The organism is Oscillochloris sp. ZM17-4, from assembly GCF_019599295.1.
In the GTDB taxonomy this organism is placed as follows: domain Bacteria; phylum Chloroflexota; class Chloroflexia; order Chloroflexales; family Chloroflexaceae; genus Oscillochloris.
Genome location: NZ_JAIEWN010000003.1, coordinates 178620 through 196785, shown reverse-complemented (window position 1 = coordinate 196785; position 18166 = coordinate 178620). Strand labels below are relative to the sequence as shown.

The 18166-nt window shown below is 66.3% G+C and carries 15 protein-coding genes and 1 pseudogene; 6 read left to right on the top strand and 10 right to left on the bottom strand.

What is annotated here, in order from left to right; all coding sequences use genetic code 11:
• Positions 1 to 327, top strand: a pseudogene (locus K2Z83_RS04340) (hypothetical protein); the annotation flags it as partial.
• Between the two features lie 64 nt (positions 328 to 391).
• Here K2Z83_RS04340 and K2Z83_RS04335 read toward each other — a convergent pair.
• Entirely contained in the window at positions 392 to 799 is a 408-nt protein-coding gene (locus K2Z83_RS04335) for a cyclic nucleotide-binding/CBS domain-containing protein (RefSeq protein ID WP_220593942.1), read from the bottom strand.
• Positions 800 to 978: 179 nt separating this feature from the next.
• On the bottom strand, positions 979 to 2787 hold the full coding sequence (locus tag K2Z83_RS04330) for a peptide ABC transporter substrate-binding protein (protein WP_220593941.1): 1809 nt from the start codon (positions 2785 to 2787) through the stop codon (positions 979 to 981).
• Between the two features lie 212 nt (positions 2788 to 2999).
• On the opposite strand from K2Z83_RS04330, the gene K2Z83_RS04325 reads away from it, so the two are divergent.
• Positions 3000 to 6191, top strand: coding sequence for a DEAD/DEAH box helicase (locus tag K2Z83_RS04325; RefSeq protein WP_220593940.1), 3192 nt, complete (start codon positions 3000 to 3002; stop codon positions 6189 to 6191).
• 105 nt (positions 6192 to 6296) lie between these two features.
• Here K2Z83_RS04325 and K2Z83_RS04320 read toward each other — a convergent pair whose 3' ends face one another.
• From K2Z83_RS04320 to pdxS, 8 genes are all read right to left on the bottom strand, one after another.
• Positions 6297 to 7268 (bottom strand): P1 family peptidase, encoded by a 972-nt coding sequence (locus K2Z83_RS04320; RefSeq protein WP_220593939.1) that lies wholly within the window; start codon positions 7266 to 7268, stop codon positions 6297 to 6299.
• Positions 7269 to 7549: 281 nt separating this feature from the next.
• Positions 7550 to 8068, bottom strand: a complete 519-nt coding sequence (locus K2Z83_RS04315; protein ID WP_220593938.1) for a zinc ribbon domain-containing protein — start codon at positions 8066 to 8068, stop codon at positions 7550 to 7552.
• Between the two features lie 79 nt (positions 8069 to 8147).
• Entirely contained in the window at positions 8148 to 8474 is a 327-nt protein-coding gene (locus K2Z83_RS04310) for a cyclic-di-AMP receptor (protein ID WP_220593937.1), read from the bottom strand.
• Positions 8471 to 9163 (bottom strand): dTMP kinase, encoded by a 693-nt coding sequence (tmk, locus tag K2Z83_RS04305; protein ID WP_220593936.1) that lies wholly within the window; start codon positions 9161 to 9163, stop codon positions 8471 to 8473. Before tmk ends, K2Z83_RS04310 begins: the two co-directional genes overlap by 4 nt.
• A 186-nt stretch (positions 9164 to 9349) precedes the next feature.
• Positions 9350 to 11065: a R3H domain-containing nucleic acid-binding protein gene (locus K2Z83_RS04300; RefSeq protein ID WP_220593935.1), complete on the bottom strand. Its 1716-nt coding sequence runs from the start codon at positions 11063 to 11065 to the stop codon at positions 9350 to 9352.
• Positions 11066 to 11069: 4 nt separating this feature from the next.
• Positions 11070 to 12113 (bottom strand): hypothetical protein, encoded by a 1044-nt coding sequence (locus K2Z83_RS04295; protein WP_255603272.1) that lies wholly within the window; start codon positions 12111 to 12113, stop codon positions 11070 to 11072.
• 15 nt (positions 12114 to 12128) lie between these two features.
• Positions 12129 to 12701 (bottom strand): pyridoxal 5'-phosphate synthase glutaminase subunit PdxT, encoded by a 573-nt coding sequence (gene pdxT, locus K2Z83_RS04290; RefSeq protein WP_220593934.1) that lies wholly within the window; start codon positions 12699 to 12701, stop codon positions 12129 to 12131.
• Between the two features lie 61 nt (positions 12702 to 12762).
• On the bottom strand, positions 12763 to 13644 hold the full coding sequence (gene pdxS / locus K2Z83_RS04285; protein ID WP_220593933.1) for a pyridoxal 5'-phosphate synthase lyase subunit PdxS: 882 nt from the start codon (positions 13642 to 13644) through the stop codon (positions 12763 to 12765).
• Positions 13645 to 13931: 287 nt separating this feature from the next.
• On the opposite strand from pdxS, the gene rpsL reads away from it, so the two are divergent.
• The 4 genes from rpsL to K2Z83_RS04265 all read left to right on the top strand — a co-directional run bounded on the left by rpsL (position 13932) and on the right by K2Z83_RS04265 (position 18097).
• Entirely contained in the window at positions 13932 to 14366 is a 435-nt protein-coding gene (gene rpsL, locus K2Z83_RS04280) for a 30S ribosomal protein S12 (RefSeq protein ID WP_220593932.1), read from the top strand.
• Positions 14367 to 14422: 56 nt separating this feature from the next.
• Entirely contained in the window at positions 14423 to 14896 is a 474-nt protein-coding gene (gene rpsG, locus K2Z83_RS04275; RefSeq protein ID WP_220593931.1) for a 30S ribosomal protein S7, read from the top strand.
• Positions 14897 to 15016: 120 nt separating this feature from the next.
• Positions 15017 to 17125 (top strand): elongation factor G, encoded by a 2109-nt coding sequence (fusA, locus tag K2Z83_RS04270; protein WP_220593930.1) that lies wholly within the window; start codon positions 15017 to 15019, stop codon positions 17123 to 17125.
• Between the two features lie 57 nt (positions 17126 to 17182).
• Entirely contained in the window at positions 17183 to 18097 is a 915-nt protein-coding gene (locus K2Z83_RS04265; protein WP_220593929.1) for a class I SAM-dependent methyltransferase, read from the top strand.
• Positions 18098 to 18166: the final 69 nt, after the last annotated feature.

Below are 18166 nucleotides of genomic sequence, written 5' to 3'. Positions count from 1 at the left end.
CTGCTCGGTGCCCTGGCCATCGGCGGCCTCGGCCTGCTCTGGGCGCGACGGGCGATCTGGCCGGGCGCGGCGGGCCTGCGGCTGGCCCTGGCGTCGCTCTGGGCGGGCGCCCTGATCACCCAGGCGCTGCTGCTCGTGGCCGACCAGGGCGTGCGCTGGTCGCTCTTCCTCTACCCGGGGCTCTGTCTGAGCGCCGGCCCCCTGCTCAGCGCCCTCTACGCCCGCGGGCGCGCCGGGAGGGCCGTCGCCCTCCTCGCCCTCGGCGCCACCCTGGCCTATGGGGCGCTCGTCTGGCTCGTGCAGATCCGCGACTACTACCACATTTGATAGCCGATAGCCGAAATTTCGGCTATCAGCTATCGGCTATCGGCTATCGGCTATTGGCTATCGGCTATCGGCTATCGCTAGCAATATCGCGCACCAGATCGGTGATCGACAGCACCCCCACGGGGCGCATGCCCTTCTCCGCATCCTCAACCACCACCACCCGGTGGATATGCCGCTCCATCATCTGCTTGCTCGCGTGCTGCAGCGAGTCCCCGGCGTGTACCGAGACAACATCGGTGACCATAATATGGCTCGCGGTCAGCCCGCGCCAGTTCTTCCAGTACTGCTCGTACAGGCGCGCGTTCACCAGATCAGTCCGTGAGATCAGGCCGATCATAGTGCCATCCTCGTTCACGACCACCAGGGCGCTGATATCCTGCTCCGACATCTGCCGGGCAATATCCTGAATAGGCGTCTCGCGATCGCAGGTCATCACCCCGCGATGCATCACCTCACCGACCAACCGATCCATCGGGCAATCCTTTCACAACCAGATAAGGTTTCAGGTTGCTTGACAGTTTGATGCCGTAAATGGCATTCTATTGTACCAAATCTGCAATCTGCAATCTGCAATCTGCAATCTTGTCCCACGTGGGAATGTATCATCCGTCATAGCGAGTGTACCCCGACTAAGATTCCCGGTCAACCCGCCTACTTGCGCGCCCAGGCGGCCAGGTTCCATGTGAACGGCGCAGTCGGGTCGGGCCGCACGCCCACAATCGTCGGGCTGCTGATCGTCAGTTCCACCCGCTGGAAGAGCGGCAGCACCGGCAGCTCCTGGGTGAAGAGCTGCTGCTGGCGCAGGTAGGCCGCCCCCCGCTCGCTGATATCGATCGCCGTGGTGGCGGTGCGGATCGCCTTGTCGGCCTCGAAGAAGCACCAGCCGGGGAAGTTATTCCCCGTCCAGCGGTTCGCCTCGCTGGGCACGCCGGCGCAGCTCCAGCGCTCCCATCCGCGCGGGTCGGGGCCAGCGATCCAGGCGAACAGCGCCAGATCGAAGTTCCGCCGGTAGAGCGGCCCGTCCAGGCCATACAGCTCGGTGGCGGGCATCGCGCGCACGTCGAGCGTCACCCCGACCGCCGCCAGGTCGGCCGTGATGTGGTCAGCCGCAGCCTGCCGCAGCGGAGACCCGGCGGTCGTCACCAGACCCAGCGTGAGCGGCTGGCCATCGAGCTCGCGCAGCCCATCGCCGTCACTGTCGATGTAGCCGGCCTCATCCAGCATGCGATTGGCATCGTCGGGGCTATACGGGTAGCGCGTGAGCTGGTCGAGGGGGGCCGACGCCCACTGGCCGGGCACGATCCAGCTCTCCAGCACGCCGCCGTAGCCCCCCAGCAGCGTATCCACAAGCTTCTGGCGGTCGATCGCCTGAGCGATAGCCCGGCGCACCCGGATATCCTGGAGCAGCGGGACGTCCAGGTTAAAGTCGATATGCTCCCAGATCGGGCTGGGGACCGCCGTCAGGACGAGCGACCCGCCGGCCGCATCGGCCTTCAGCGCGCCGGCCACATCGGGGCCGGGGAGCTCAAAGCTGGCCACATCCAGACTCCCGCCGGACACCGCCCCCCGCAGCATCTCGACGCTGTCGCGGAAGATAAAGCTCACCGCCGCCGCCGGCTCGGGGCCGGGCCAGTGCGGGTTGCGCTTCAGGCGCAGGTTGCCCGGGTCGCGCCGGTCCACCGTGTACGGCCCATAGCCCACCGGCAGCAGCGCGAACTCGCTGGTGGCGAAGGTCGCCGGGTCAACATCGCGCAGCAGGTGGCGCGGCAGAGGCGTCCAGTAGCTCGTGATATAGGCCGGGTCGGTGAAGTCCGGCTTCAGCACCGCCCGCGTCGTGTGGTCGTCCAGCCTCTCGTAGCGGTCGAGCAGGGCCAGCCGGCTGTCGGCCTCCTGGCCCAGACTGACCTTCTGGGCCAGCTCGTAGGCGAACAGCGAGTCGTCCGCAGTCACCGGCGTGCCGTCGGCCCAGCGCAGATCGGGGTTCCAGCGGTAGGTCACGCTCAGCTGCTGCACCTGCGTGATCACCCCGGTGTTCGTGGTGGTGATCACGCCGACTGAGTCGAGAAAGACGTCGGCCGAGCTGACGCTCACATCGCCATTCTGCTCGCTCGGCACGCGATCCAGCACGCCGGTGGTGGTGTAGGTGTAGCTCAGGGCCAGCAGCGGCGATGGGAAGATCAGCTCGCTGATCGGCGCGGTGATCCGCTCATCGGCGCTGTCGCTGTGGTAAGGCAGCAGGTCGCCCGGCTCCGCCGTCAGGCCAAGCCGCAGGCTGCCATCGGAGGCCGATGGCACCGCCGCCGCGCTCGGGGTCGGCGCAGACGCCGCTGGGGCGCTCGTCTCGACGCTGATCGGGCTCGTGCCCACCGCCGCCGTGGTGGGCCGCGCCACGCCCCCCTCAACCTGGCAGGCGGTCAGCGCGAGCAGGGCGGCGGCGATGATATATCCAAGTGGTCGCATGGGGTATGGTATCCTTATAGGTGATTCATGTCACCGCAGTTTGACCGGGCCATAGCTCACCGGTATACTACACGGAACATGCGCAAGTTCCTCATGCCGCGATGCAAAGCCATAGAGCCCTGCGCGTTATGAACCAAAGGCGCTGAGACAGACGCTCTCGTGCTGGCCAGAAGACATCGGCGGCCCTCCATAGTATAAATCAGGTTACGCGAATGCTTTATCTGCTCACGGCAGAGACCCTCCCTGTCGATCAGCTGCTGAACACGGCGATGCCGAAGGTTGTTCAGCAAGGACGCGATATCTACCAAAGCGGCCGGGCCCAGGTGCAGCACTGCGAGCCGACCAACGCCATTATTAGTGTCGAGGATGGGCCGGGGCCGCCGATCCAGTGCGTGATCCGCCTCTCGGGCAACCAGGTCGGCGTCACATGCTCCTGCCGCTACGGCTACGCCTGGGGTCTCTGCCAGCACCGCGTCGCCGCCCTGCTCCAGCTGCGCGACTACCTGAAGCTCCACCCGCCGAGCCTCTGGCGCGCCGTGCTCGACCAGGCCATCCAGCCCGGCACCCGGCGCAGCAGCGCCGTGTCCACCTCCGGCGCCGCCCTGATCTTCAGCCTGCAGAAGCGCGGGACGATCTGGTCGATCCTACCCTACAACATCGCCGGCAAGTACCTGCCCGTCGACCATCGTGGCGACCCGGAGGTGATCGCCGAGACGATCGCCGGCCGCGACCTGCTCTCCCACATCAAGCCCATCCGCAGCCAGGTCAGCCCCGACACCTACCCGAATATGCCGATGGAGCTGCTCGCCGCCGCCAACACAGCCGTCGCCTCCGGCGCCGGCTACGGCTACTGGTACACCAACCACAAGGCGCTCACCGCCGTCTTCGGCATGCTTCACAAGGGCCTGGTCTACGCCGGCGATGAGCTCAACCCGATCCAGCAGCGCCTGACGATCGGCGAGGAGAGCGGCGTGATCGAGATGGATCTGGGCAAGGTCGGCGACGACCTCGACGTGAGCTTCAGCCTGCACGCCGGCGAGGAGCGCATCGCCCTGCGGCCCGGCCACGTCGAGATCATCGACCGCGACCCGCTCTGGATGCGCGTCGATGATCGCCTGATCGCTGTCACCGATATCCCCGTGGCCGCCGAGACGCTGATCAGCTATCCGCGCCTGCGCATCCCCGCCAAGGACCAGACCGAGTTCATGGAGCGCTACCTGCTGCCCCTGGCCGAGAGCGTCCCCGTGCGCGGCGATATGGTCACCTGGCAGCATATCAACGCCGAGCCCGAGCGACGGCTCTACCTCAGCGAGCGCGAGCGCCAGCTGGTGGCCGAGCTGCGCTTCGGCTACGCCGACTACGAGCTGCCCTACGAGAAGCACCTGCCCCCGGCATCCACCCGCCGCATCCCCGACTCGACCACCCTCGCCCGCATCACCCGCCACCCCGATGTCGAGCAGGCCAGCTGGCAGGAGCTGAACAGCTTCGGCCTCAAGCGCAGCGATGTGCCAAACGAGTTCCTGCTGCGCCGCAACCTCCAGCCGATCGACTTTCTGCTGCGCGAGGTGCCCAAGCTCGCCAGGGCCGGCTTCGTGATCTATGGCGAGGACGCCCTCACCATGGCCCGCGTCAACCGCAGCACCCCCAGCATCTCCTTCCGCGTCAGCTCCGGCATCGACTGGTTCGATGTCACGGCCGTGGTCAACTTCGGCGACCAGGAGGTCGCCATGAAGGACCTGCGCCGGGCCATCCGCAAGCGCGAGAAGTTCGTCAAGCTGGCCGACGGCTCGATCGGGGCCATCCCCGACGAGTGGATCGAGCGCTACCGCCACATGTTCGCTATGGCCGAGGAGCACGAGGGCGCCCTGCGCCTCTCCGAGCACCACGTCGGCATCATCGACCAGGCCCTCGCCGAGGCCGACCGCGCCCAGGCCGACCCGGAGTTCCAGGCCCGCCGCGACCGCCTGCGCGACTTCGAGAAGATCGAGCAGAAGCCCCTGCCCGCCGGCTTCACCGGCACCCTGCGCCCCTACCAGAAGGCCGCCTACGACTGGCTGCACTTCCTGCACAGCTACGGCTTCGGCGGCTGCCTCGCCGACGATATGGGCATGGGCAAGACGGTGGTCGCCCTGGCCTTCCTCCAGTCGCTCCGCGAGCAGCGCCCCGACGGCCCGGCCTCCCTGATCGTCATGCCGCGCTCGCTGCTCTTTAACTGGGAGCGCGAGGCCAAGCAGTTCGCCCCCGGCCTGCGCGTCTACGTCCACGCCGAGACGACCCGCACCAAGGACGCCGCCGACTTCGCTAAGTACGACCTGGTGATCACCACCTATGGGATCATGCTGCGCGACATCGAGCTGCTGCGCCAGTACCGCTTCGACTGCGCCATCCTCGATGAGTCCCAGGCGATCAAGAACCCGCTCGGCGAAACCTCGCGGGCCGCCCGCACGATCAACGCCGACCGCCGATTCGCCCTCACCGGCACCCCCGTCGAGAACAGCGCCCTGGAGCTCTGGTCGCAGTTCGCCTACCTCAACCCCGGCCTGCTCGGCAACCTCGACTACTACCGCGAGGAGTTCGTCAACCCGATCGAGCGCAAGCAGGACGCCGACAGCGCCCAGTTCCTGCGCAAGATGGTCTACCCCTTCATCCTGCGCCGCACCAAGGAGCAGGTCGCCCTCGACCTGCCGCCGCGCAGCGAGGAGCTGCTCATCGTGGAGATGGAGCCGGCCCAGCGCAAGCTCTACGCCAAGACGCGCGACTACTACCGCTCCCTGCTGCTGGGCATGATCGAGGAGGAGGGCCTCGCCGACGCGCGCATGAAGATCCTCGAGGGCCTGCTGCGCCTGCGCCAGATCTGTAACCACCCCCGCCTTGTGGACGCCAAGTTTCGCGGCAGCTCCGGCAAGTTCGACCTGCTCATGGAGACGCTCGACACCCTGCGCTCCGAGGGCCACAAGGCGCTGATCTTCTCGCAGTTCGTCCAGATGCTCACGATCATCCGCGAGGCCCTCGACACGCGCAAGATCCCCTACGCCTACCTCGACGGCTCCACCCGCAACCGCCAGCAGGAGGTCGACCGCTTCCAGAACACGCCCGAGCTGCCCTTCTTCCTGATCAGCCTGAAGGCCGGCGGCGTCGGCCTCAACCTCACCGCCGCCGACTATGTCATCCACGTCGACCCCTGGTGGAACCCGGCGATCGAGATGCAGGCCACCGACCGCACCCACCGCATCGGCCAGACTCGCCCAGTCTTCGTCTACAAGCTGATCACCCGCGAGACGGTCGAGGAGAAGATCCTGCTGCTCCAGGACCAGAAGCGCGCCCTGGTCGAGCAGCTGATCGCCACCGAGGGCGGCGTCTTCAAGTCGCTCACCCCCGCTGATGTCGCCGTCCTATTTACCTAGAAGATCGTTCTATGCTCGCATTGGTGCGCCGCAAGCGCACCAATGCGAGCATAGAACGAAAGGTCTTCCACGCTGCCGCAGGCGCGCGATCTCAGCCAGCGGGCGCTAGCCCACACGATCCCCCGCGCCGGGCATGCCGCCCAGCCCGGTCGCAGCCCACGCCGCCCGCTCCACCGCGCGGGACAGCACATCGGCGGCAATGCTCCCCAGCACAAGCATCGGCGGCCCCGCCCGCCGGCCCGTCGCCAGCGCGAAGACCGTGTCTCCGTCGAAGGGCGTGTGGACGGGGCGGATCGTCCGCGACAGCCCGTCCTGGGCCATCTGGGCGAGCTTCGTCGCCTCGGCCTTGGTCAGCCGCGCGTCGGTCGCCACGATCGTTAGGGTCGTGTTGCGCACCTCGTCGGCCCGCCCGCCGCCGAGGGCCGCCAGCATGGCCGGGTCGCGCAGCAGGCGCATCGTGTCGGCGAAGCCCCCGACCGCCGCCCGCGCCCCGGCGATGATCCCGCCGTGCTCCTCCCAGACATCGCCGAAGGCGTTCACCACCACCAGCGCGCCCACCGTCGTGCCGTCGGGCAGCGTCTCGCTCCAGCTGCCCACCCCGCCCTTCATCGCCTGGGCCGGGCCGAGCGCCTTGCCCACCGTCGCGCCGAGCCCCACGCCCACGCAGCCCTCGGCGACAGCGGGGCCGGCGACCTCACAGGCCGCGTAGCCCAGCGCCGCGTCGGGCCAGACCGGCGCGCCGAAGGCCAGGTCGAAGATCACCGCCGCCGGCACGATCGGCACCCGCGTGACGCCGACATCGAAGCCGTGTCCGCGCTCGTGGAGCCACTGCGCCACCCCGCCGGCCGCCGCCAACCCCAGCGCGCTGCCGCCGCACAGGGCCACGGCGTGAACCTGCTGAACCATATTCACCGGGTTCAGCAGGTCCGTTTCGCGCGTGCCGGGGGCGCCGCCGCGCACATCCACCCCGCCCACCGCGCCCTCCGGGCAGAGCGCCACCGTCACCCCGGTCAGCGCCTCGCGGTTCTCGGCGTGGCCGATCAGAATACCCGGCACATCAGTGATCGCTGGCGTCATCGCGTAGCCCCTTCATAACAAAAATATGACAAGGTGACGGTTATCACCTTGTCATATTGCCACTCAGTGACTCAGTGTTCTCTAGCGGCGGTCAGAGGGATTGAGCCTGCTATAGGAAAGCGCGAGCGCAGCGAACCACCAGATTCAGTGCCTCAGTGCCTCAGTGCCTCAGTGCCTCAGTGTTCTATGGCGGCGGTCAGAGAGATTGAGCCTGTTATAGGACGGCGCGAGCGCAGCGAGCCACCAGATTCAGTGCCTCAGTGCCTCAGTGCCTCAGTGCTCTAGCGCGCCACTTCCTCAGGCTTCGGCGGCCGGTAGCCGCCGGCCTGCACCGTGGCCGCCCGGCGCGACGCGGCCGTGCCATCGTCGCCGCAGTACGGGCAGATGCTCCAGGTCAGATCGACCACCCGCGCGCAGCTCTCGCAGCGGCGGCGCAGCGACGTGTTGCAGTGGGGGCAGAGGATGAAGTCCGGCTCGATCGGCCGCTGGCACTCCGGGCAGATAAACTTCTCCTCGATATCGTTGCGCAGGTACTCTTCCTCAAGCGAGCGCTCATACTTCTCGGCCAGAGTCTGCGGCGGGCGCAGGATCATATGCAGCGGGATGCCCACAAAGGGCAGCAGCAGCACCAGGCCCACCGCCAGCACCTGCACCGACACATCCTCGCTGCGCCGCCGGATGTCGCGGTAGGTCCACAGCACCGACGCGGCCCAGAGCAGCACCAGGTAGGCCCCAAGAAAGACGCCAAGGATCTGGAGGATCGGCACCAGATTGGCGAGAAAGTTCTGAATAGCTTCCATGAAACCTCAGTAGGCAGAGCGCGGGCAGCCAGGTAAAGGCTCGCAAGCCAACCCCCAACCCCCAACCCCCAACCCCCGGCTAGAGCCGCGCCGTCTCCGCCTTCAGCACAAACACCGTCGCCCCGCCCACCTGCACCTCAAGCGGCGCCGGCGGGTAGAACTCGCCGGACTCGGCGATCGGCGGCATCGGCGAGACATAGCGCGTGCGCGTCGAGCAGTGCTCGCGCACCGTCTTGATCACCACATTCACCTGTGCGTCCTCGACGCTCAGCATCAGGGTGACGTTCCCCTCGCGGAGGAATCCGCCCTGGCTGCTCAGCCGAGTCACCCGAAAGCTCTGCTCAGTGAGCGCGTCCACGAGGGTGCTGGCATCCTGATGTTGTACCACCGCAAGTATCAGCTTCATGCATCTGCCCCCAGGCGCGTCACACGCTTCAGCATCGGCTCAACCTCCTGCGCAATCTGCTCCGCCAGCGCACTCACCGGCTGCTCAGCCGTGAGCTGCCGCCAGCGATCAGGGTCGCGGCGCATCAGCTCGGCGAACCCGGCGGCCACCCGCTGGTGATAGGCGAGGTCGCGCGCGTCCAGGCGGTTCCACTCGGGCGGCGTGGTGAACGTTGAGCCCGGCGAGCTCTGCTCGACCCGCCCCTTCGCCACCTGCTTGCGATACAGGCCATCGTCCACCGGAAGATCGAGGTAGAAGGTCAGGTCAGGCATCAGGCCACCCGTCGCCACCGTGGTGATCGCCTGGAGCTCATCGAGATCTCGGCCGAGACCATAGCCCTGGTGGGCAAACGTCGAGTCGGCGTAGCGGTCACAGAGCACGATCCCGCCCGTGTTCAGGTAGGGCCGGATCAGCTCGCTCACCAGCTGCGCCCGCGCCGCCGAGAACAGCAGCGTCTCGGTGGTCGGCGCCATCTCTGTATGCCTCAGATCCATCACGATCCGCCGGATCATCTCGCTGATTCGAGTGCCGCCGGGCTCACGGGTCAGGATCACCGGGTAGTCCATTGCCTGGAGCCGCTCGTAGAGCAGACGGGCCTGCGTGCTCTTTCCGGCACCCTCAGGCCCCTCAAATGTGATAAATAGGCTCATAGGCACATTATAGCCGCTCTGCGCCGATTGTGCGCAACCGGCTGGGGTATGGGGTGGCTTCGCCGCCCCATACCCCAGCTGTTGTTATTGGGTCTTGGCGGCTGTGCCGCCAAGACCCAATAGCGTTGTGGCTCGGCGTCGCACATCGCGTTCAGGTGCGCGGCACCGCCTCCTGTCCCCTGTCCCCTACCGGTAGATCTTGACCCGCCGGTTCGGGTCGTCGCCGCGGCTCTCTGAGCGCAGGTTATAGCGGTCGGCCATCTGGTGCTGCAGCCGGCGGATGTAGCTGCTGCGCGGCGTCAGCTCGATCGCGCTGCGCTCGCCGTTCATCAGCTGGCCGATCGCCGTCTCCAGCTCCACCATAGCGTCCTCGATCACCTCGGAGCCATTCGTGCGCTGGGCACCGCCGCCATCCGGGCGATCCTCATCGCCCTCTGCCTCGTCGCGCAGGTTGAACACCTGGGCCAGCTGGCGCTCCATCTGGGTGATCGTGTTGTTCCGCAGCACGTACACCGGCACGCCGTGCTCCTCGGCCTGCTTCAGCCGCTGGGCGCTCTGGCGGTAGTAGTTCTTCAGCGTCATCACCAGCGTGGCGTCCTTCATATCGCGGACGATCACCGCCGGCACTCGCAGCCGCTCGATCGCCGTCTCCAGCCGGTTGCGGCTCACTCCGAACGGAAAGATACGCTGGGTCGGCGCCCCCGGGCCGACGACGCCACCTGTGCCGCCCGTGGGGCCGCCTCGATCACGCAGGCGCGGCCCGCCGCCGGCCGAGCCCCGCTCGCCGCCGCCGCCGAAGCGCTCGCCGCCACCGCCACCGCCGAAGCGCTCGCCGCCGCCGCGGGCCGGCGACACCCGCCGCCCGAGGGCCGGCGCGTCGATCAGCTCGCGCCGCACCGTCTCCACCTGCACCACCCCGTCCGCATCGCGTGAGCGCAGCTCGGCCGGCGGGTCCTCCCCGCGCAGGATGGCATCCACCGACGCCGCAACATCGTCATAGACCGTCACGCTGTCCCAGCTCTCGATCTCGACCAGCACATCGAAGGTCGGCGGGGCCTTGCGCTCCAGCACTGTCTTCTGCGTGCCGCGCCGGCGCGCCTCCTCGTCGCCCAGGGTGACGGCCTGGATGCCGCCGACCAGATCCGACAGGGTCGGGTTGATCATCAGGTTGTCGAGGGTGTTGCCGTGGGCCGTGCCCACCAGCTGCACGCCGCGCTCGGCGATCGTGCGCGCGGCCATCGCCTCAAGCTCGGTGCCGATCTCGTCGATGACGATCACCTCGGGCATGTGGTTCTCCACCGCCTCGATCATCACCCCGTGCTGCTCGGCGGGGCGGGGCACCTGCATGCGTCGCGCCCGGCCGATGCCGGGGTGCGGGATATCGCCGTCGCCAGCGATCTCATTCGAGGTGTCCACGATCACCACCCGCTTGCGCAGCTCCTCGGCTAGCACGCGCGCCGTCTCGCGCAGCAGCGTCGTCTTGCCCGTGCCCGGCTTGCCCAGCAGCAGGATGCTATTCCCGGTCTCCACCAAGTCGCGGATGATCGCCACCGTGCCAAACACCGCCCGGCCCACCCGGCAGGTCAGGCCGATCACCGTGCCGCGCCGGTTGCGCATCGCCGAGATCCGGTGCAACGTGCGCGGGATACCGGCCCGGTTATCCTCGCCGAAGGTGCCGATCCGCCCGATCACATAGTCGATGTCCTCCTGAGTCACCTCGCGGTCGCTCAGAAAGCGCTCCTCATCGCGGTAGCGCGCCTCGGGCAGCCGCCCGAGATCCATCACCACCTCAAGCAGATCCGCCGGGTCGGCGTCGCCGGCCTGGATGGCGTCCGTGATGTGGGGCGGCAGGGCACCGAGCAACAGGTCGATATTATTCGTCACGTCAGGTCGATCAGACATAGTCTTATCCGTCCTCCCTCGCCGTGGAGATACGTGGGGCATTAACCCGAGGCTCGAGCCCCGGCTCAAACGAAGGTGCCAAGAGCGGCCGGCGCACCGCAACGACGGTGCTCTTCACCAGAAGCGCCTGCTCGCCGATCGGCTGGAAGCCGAGGGCCTGACATGGGGCGATCAGCTCCTCCTGATACTCGCGCAGCACCAGGTAGATCGGCCGGGTGTCGCTGAGCTGGGCCAGCCCAAACCGTAGCGCCTCAACCACCTGATCGCGCGCGTCTGGCCGGATGAGCAGGCTGAAGACGTGCCCAGAGATCCCGCTGCTGAGCCGCAGGTAGGCCGCCAGGTCATCGTCGGGGCCGAGCACCCAGGCCACGCGCCGATGGCGGCCGATCTGCTGTGGCACCGAGATCGACCAGTGGCGCGCGTTCCGCACCTCGGCGTGCTGCACAAGGTGCGGCGTCACCGCGCCGTAGAGCTTGTGGATGGCCCAGTAGTCGCGCCGTGACTGCATGCGCATCGGGGCCAGCGTGGTGCGCTGATCCCAGTCTGGCCCCGAGAGGTGCATGATCGTCTTGTGCGTGTAGGCCTGAAAGCCGAGCTGGCGAAAGATCTCGCGCACCTCAGTGTGCTGGCTGGGGGCGGCGGCGTAGAGCCGCTGGACGTAGTTGTGGCCGGCGTTGATGCAGAGCTGCTCGAGGAGGCGAAACCAGACATCGTAGTCGCTCGGCAGGCGCGAGGCCCGCACCCCCGAGGTGCCCAGGTAGACGATGTCTTGCTCGGGGCGCCCGCCCCGGCCGAGGGCCTGGGCGACGGCGTTGACCCCGCGCTCCTGGGCGATCAGCGTCGCCCGGTCACGCCCATTCCCCTGGGCCAGGCAGCGCAGCGCAAGCCACGCGGGCCGGTGGGCCTGCGCGAGCAACTCATCGGTATAGAGCACCACCTGGTTGCGCGGCTTGCGTCGTAGCGACCAGAGGTCACCGGGTACGACAGAGCGGATCATAGTGTGATTGCAGATTGCAGATTGCAGATTGTAGATTGGAGCAATCTGCAATCTGCAATCTGCAATCTACAATTCCAAAAAGTAGCGGTGCACGCGGTCATCGCCAGTGAGCTCGGGGTGAAAGGTCGTCGCCAGCATCCGGCCCTGCTGCGCGGCCACGATCGCGCCTCCGGGGAGGCTGCCGAGGGCGCGCGCCAGCGGGCCGAGCGACTCGATCTGCGGGGCGCGGATAAACACCCCGTGGAGTGGGGCGTCGCCGAGGGCGGGCATATCAATAGGTAGCTCAAAGCTATCAAGCTGGCTCCCGTAGGCGTTGCGTCGCACCGCCATATCCATCACCCCAAGGCCCGGCTGGCCGCCCTCTTTGGCGTCGAGTACCGTGCGGGCCAAGAGGATCGCCCCCGCGCACGTCCCCCAGACGGCCAGGTCGCGCCCGGCGCGCGCGCGGAGCGGATCGACCATGTGGTAGAGCGTCAGCAGCCGGCCGATCGTCGTACTCTCCCCGCCGGGGATGATCAGACGATCCACCGCCTCCAGATGTTTCGGCAGGCGCACCTCGATCGCTGGCACGCCGATGCGCCGTAGCACATCGATATGCTCACGGAAGTCGCCCTGAAGCGCCAGTACGCCAACTCTCATACATACTACCCGTTATCGTGTCGTCGCCGCGTCGCGGCGACGACACGATAACAAAAAGCCTTTACCAGCCGCGCTTCGCCATCAGTTGCTCGGACGGGATCTGGTCGATGTTGATGCCGACCATCGCCTCGCCCAGGCCGCTGCTCACCCGGGCGATGATCTCCGGGTCGTTATAGTGGGTGGTCGCCTCGACGATCGCCCGCGCGCGCTGCATGGGGTTGCCGCTCTTGAAGATCCCCGACCCCACAAAGACGCCGTCGACGCCCAGCTGCATCATCAGGGCGGCGTCGGCGGGGGTGGCGATCCCGCCGGCGGCGAAGTTCACCACCGGCAGCCGGCCGGCCGCCGCAACCTGCTTGACCAGCTCGTAGGGGGCCTGCAGGTTCTTCGCCGCCGTGAACAGCTCGTCCTCATCCATGCTGTGCAGTCGGCGGATGTCGCCCTGCACCGTGCGGAAGTGGCGCACCGCCTCGACCACATTGCCCGTGCCGGCCTCGCCCTTGGTGCGCAGCATCGCCGCGCCCTCGGCCATGCGCCGCAGGGCCTCGCCCAGATTGCGGCAGCCGCACACAAACGGGATCTTGTACTTGTGCTTATTAATGTGGTGCTCCTCGTCCGCCGGGGTGAGCACCTCGCTCTCATCAATATAGTCGATGCCGAGCGCCTCGATCACCTGAGCCTCGACAAAGTGACCGATCCGGGCCTTGGCCATCACCGGGATGGTCACCGCAGCCTTGATCGCCGCTATCAGCTCAGGGTCGCTCATCCGCGCAACACCGCCCTGGGCGCGAATATCTGCGGGGACGCGCTCTAGCGCCATCACCGCCACCGCGCCCGCCTCCTCGGCGATACGCGCCTGCTCCGGGGTGACAACATCCATGATCACGCCGCCCTTGAGCATCTGCGCAAGGCCTACCTTTGTTGTCCAGGTAGACGTCTCCATCTCAACACCTCAATTCACGCTCGATTCCAAAAAAATACAACAGTACACGAGCTATTCTACCATAGCCCCTAGCGTCGCGGCAATGAACGTGCGCCCCCTCACGTTTGACAAAGCCAGAGGTGGATGCTATACTTTTTTATCGCTGCGCAGCGGCGCAATCGCGTGTCCGTGTGCTACACCGGCCTACTCTAAGGCGTAGTCAACACTACGACCAGACGTAGGTCAGGTTATTATTTTGTCTCGACAAATCTGTTACCTATCCCGGGCGTCTGACACAGGAGTTCTTGATGCCGACGATCAACCAGCTCGTTCGAAAGCCGCGTAAGCCCGTCGTAAAGAAGACGAAGGCGCCCGCGCTGCGATTCACGTACAACTCGCTCAAGGGGAAGCTGACCCGTGGCAAAGGCTCGCCGCAGAAGCGCGGCGTCTGCACCAAGGTTGCGACCGTCACCCCCAAGAAGCCGAACTCGGCCCTGCGCAAGATCGCGCGCGTGCGCCTCTCCAACGGCCTTGAGGTGACGGCGTACATCCCCGGCGAGGGCCATAACCTGCAGGAGCACTCGGTGGTGCTGATCCGCGGCGGCCGCGTGAAGGATCTGCCGGGCGTGCGCTACCACATTGTGCGCGGCACCCTCGACACGCAGGGCGTGAACGGTCGCAAGCAGGGCCGCTCGAAGTATGGCACAAAGAAGAACGCTCAGCCGGTTGGCAAGAAGCGCTAGTTTGGGCAGCCAGCAGGCGCACGGCCCCCGCCTGACGCCCAGTGAGGTAACGTACCATGTCCCGCCGAAGCAATACGGTCAAGCGCGTCATTCTGCACGACGCACGCCACGACAGCCTGCTGGTGCAGAAGTTCATCAACAAGGTTATGGAGCGCGGCAAGAAGAGCGTCGCAGAGCGGATCGTCTACACCGCCATGGACATCGCCGCCGATCGGCTCAAGAAGGCCCCGCTTGAGGTCTTCGAGCAGGCGCTGCGCAACGCCAGCCCCTCGATCGAGGTCAAGCCCAAGCGCGTCGGCGGTGCCACCTACCAGGTGCCGATCGAGGTCAAGAGCGAGCGGCGCTACGCCCTGGCGATGCGCTGGCTGCTGATCTCATCCCGCGGTCGCAGCGGCCGGCCCATGGCCGAGCGGCTCGCCACCGAGATCATGGACGCCTACAACAACACCGGCAGCACGATCAAGCGCCGCGAGGACGTGCATAAGATGGCCGAGGCCAACCGCGCCTTCGCCCACTACGGCCGCCTGTAGCCTATAGGCATGCGATGTAGGGACACAGCGTGCTGTGTCCGCGAGAGAGAGATACCAGGCCGGCACGGATGTGATGAGAGCGCACCCGTGTCGAACCCTCCACAGGAGTAAGTGACAGGTATGCCACGCCAGATAGAGCTCGATAAAGTCAGAAATATTGGCATCATCGCCCACATCGACGCGGGCAAGACCACGACGACGGAGCGCATCCTGTTTTATACCGGGCGCACCTATAAGATCGGCGAGGTTCACGAAGGCACCGCGACGATGGACTGGATGCCCCAGGAGCAGGAGCGTGGCATCACTATCACCTCCGCGGCTACCACCGCCTCCTGGCGCTTCAAGGATGTAGACTACCGGGTCAATATCATCGACACCCCCGGCCACGTCGATTTCACCGTCGAAGTTGAGCGCAACCTGCGCGTGCTCGACGGCGGTGTCGTGGTGTTCGATGGCGTTGCCGGCGTTGAGCCCCAGTCCGAGACGGTCTGGCGTCAGGCCGATAAGTACAGCGTCCCGCGGATCTGTTTCGTCAACAAGATGGACCGCATCGGCGCGAACTTTGACCGCTGCGTCGGCATGATCATCGACCGCCTCGGCGCGAAGCCAGCGGTCATCCAGCTGCCGATCGGTGCCGAGGACACCTTCCGCGGCGTGATCGACCTCTTCGCGATGCAGGCGACGATGTATATGGACGACCTCGGCAAGGATATGCGGGTTGAGGAGATCCCCGCCGATATGCTTGCCACCGCCCAGAAGGCCCGCGCCGACCTGGTCGAGATGATCGCTGAGACTGATGATGAGCTCACGCTGCTCTACCTTGAGGGCGAGGAGCTTGGCGTCGATGAGCTCAAGCGCGGTCTGCGTCAGGCCACCATCGATGGACGGCTGGTTCCGGTGCTCTGCGGCGCCGCCCTCAAGAACAAGGGCGTCCAGAAGATGCTCGATGCCGTCATCGAGTATCTGCCCTCGCCCCTCAACCGCCCGGCCATCCAGGGCTCGCTGCCCGGCCAGATCCTTGGCGATGAGGGCGTTGAGGCGATCACCCGCGAGGCGAGCGATGAATCACCCTTCGCCGGACTGGTCTTTAAGATCGTCGCCGACCCCTACGTCGGCAAGCTGGCCTACTTCCGGGTCTACTCCGGCACAATCGAGAAGGGCAACTATGTCCTGAACTCGACCCGCGGCCAGCGCGAGCGGCTCGGGCGCATCCTTCAGATGCACGCCAACCACCGCGAGGATATCGAGTCGGTCTACGCCGGCGATATCGCCGCGATGGTCGGCCCCAAGCAGAGCTTCACCGGCGATACGATCTGCGACCCCGATAACCCCATTGTGCTTGAGGGCATCCGCTTCCCCGAGCCGGTCGTCGAGCTCGCCATCGAGCCGAAGACCAAGTCCGACCAGGACAAGATGGCCATCGCCCTCAACCGCCTGAGCGAGGAGGACCCGACCTTCCGGGTCTACACCGACCAGGAGACCGGGCAGACGATCATCAAGGGCATGGGCGAGCTTCACCTTGAGGTGATCGTCGACCGCATGCGCCGCGAGTACAAGGTTGAGGCGAACCAGGGCAAACCCCAGGTCTCCTACCGAGAGACGATCACCCAGGCCACCGAGATCCACACTCGCTTCATCCGGCAGACTGGCGGCAAGGGGCAGTTCGCCGAGGTGAAGATCCGCTTCGAGCCCCAGGAGCCCGGCGCCGGCTTCGAGTTCGTCAACGGGATCGTCGGCGGCTCCGTCCCCCGCGAGTATATCGGCCCGGTCGAGGCCGGCATCAAAGAGGCCATGCAGACGGGCGTGATGGCCGGCTACCCGGTGGTCGACCTGAAGGCCACCCTCTACGACGGCTCCTTCCACGAGGTGGACTCGTCCGAGATGGCGTTTAAGATCGCCGCCTCGATGAGCCTCAAGGACGGCGTCCGCAAGGGCCGCCCCCAGCTCCTCGAGCCGATCATGAAGGTTGAGACCACCACCCCCGAGGATTTCCTCGGCTCGGTGCTCGGCGACCTCAACTCGCGCCGTGGCCGCGTGGATGGCATGGAGGCCCGCGCAAACGCCCAGATCATCAAAGCGTTTGTGCCCCTCGCCACGATGTTCGGGTACACGACCGACCTGCGCTCGGCCACCCAGGGCCGCGCCACCTCTTCGATGGAGTTCGATCACTACGAGGGCTTGCCCGACCACCTCGCGAAAGAGATTATCGAGAAGCGCACAGGCAATTAGTAAACGGGGGAGGGACGGAGCCTCGTTCAGCGAGGCCCCGTCCCTCTTAGTGTGAGCATGGCCGATCTGAATCTGCTGGCGCCTCCGCCCTGGGACGACTACGAGTTACTCGACTCAGGGAACGGCGCAAAGCTTGAGCGTTTCGGCCAGTATACGCTGGTGCGGCCCGAGACCCAGGCGATATGGTCGCCGAATCTGTCAGAGCGCGAGTGGCAGCGCGCTGACGCCGTATTCGAGAAGGTGCGCGGCGAGGACGGGGCTGGGATCTGGCAGCAGCGCCGCCAGCTCCCCGAGCAGTGGCTCATGCACGATGATCATCTGGCATTCTGGGCGCGACCAACACCCTTTCGCCACACGGGGGTCTTCCCAGAGCATCGGGCCCATTGGGCCTGGATGCGCCGTCAGCTAGCCAGCCGGCGCGCACCACGTGTCCTCGTATTGTTTGGCTACACAGGCCTGAGCAGCCTTGAGGCCGCTCGAGTCGGTGCCCAGGTAGTCCATGTCGATGCGTCAAAGCCGGCACTGCGCTGGGCACAGGATAACCAGGAGGCGTCGGGGCTCACCGACAAGCCAGTGCGCTGGCTGATCGATGACGCGATGAAGTTTGTGGCCCGGGAGATCCGCCGCGGACATAGCTACGATCTCATCCTGATGGATCCGCCGATCTTCGGGCGCGGCCCGAACGGCGAGTTGTGGCGGCTCACCGAGCAGCTGCCGGGCCTGGTCCGTGAGTGCGTCAGCCTGCTGAGCGAGAGCCCGCTGGGGATGCTCATCAGCGCCTACGCGACAAATATCTCGGCCCTGACTATGCAGAATGTCCTCACGGAGGCCATGGCCCACTACCAAGGGACGACAAGCGCTGGCGAATTGGTATTGCGCGAGAGCGCATCCGGTCGCCTGCTCCCTGCGGCAATCTACGCCTGCTGGTCAAGCGGGGCGGCACCCCACCAAGAGCAGCATCCGGCTGTCTGAGCATTTCGCATCTAGCATACGAGGTTTGTAACACTATGGCGAAGCAGAAGTTCGAGCGCACGAAGCCAC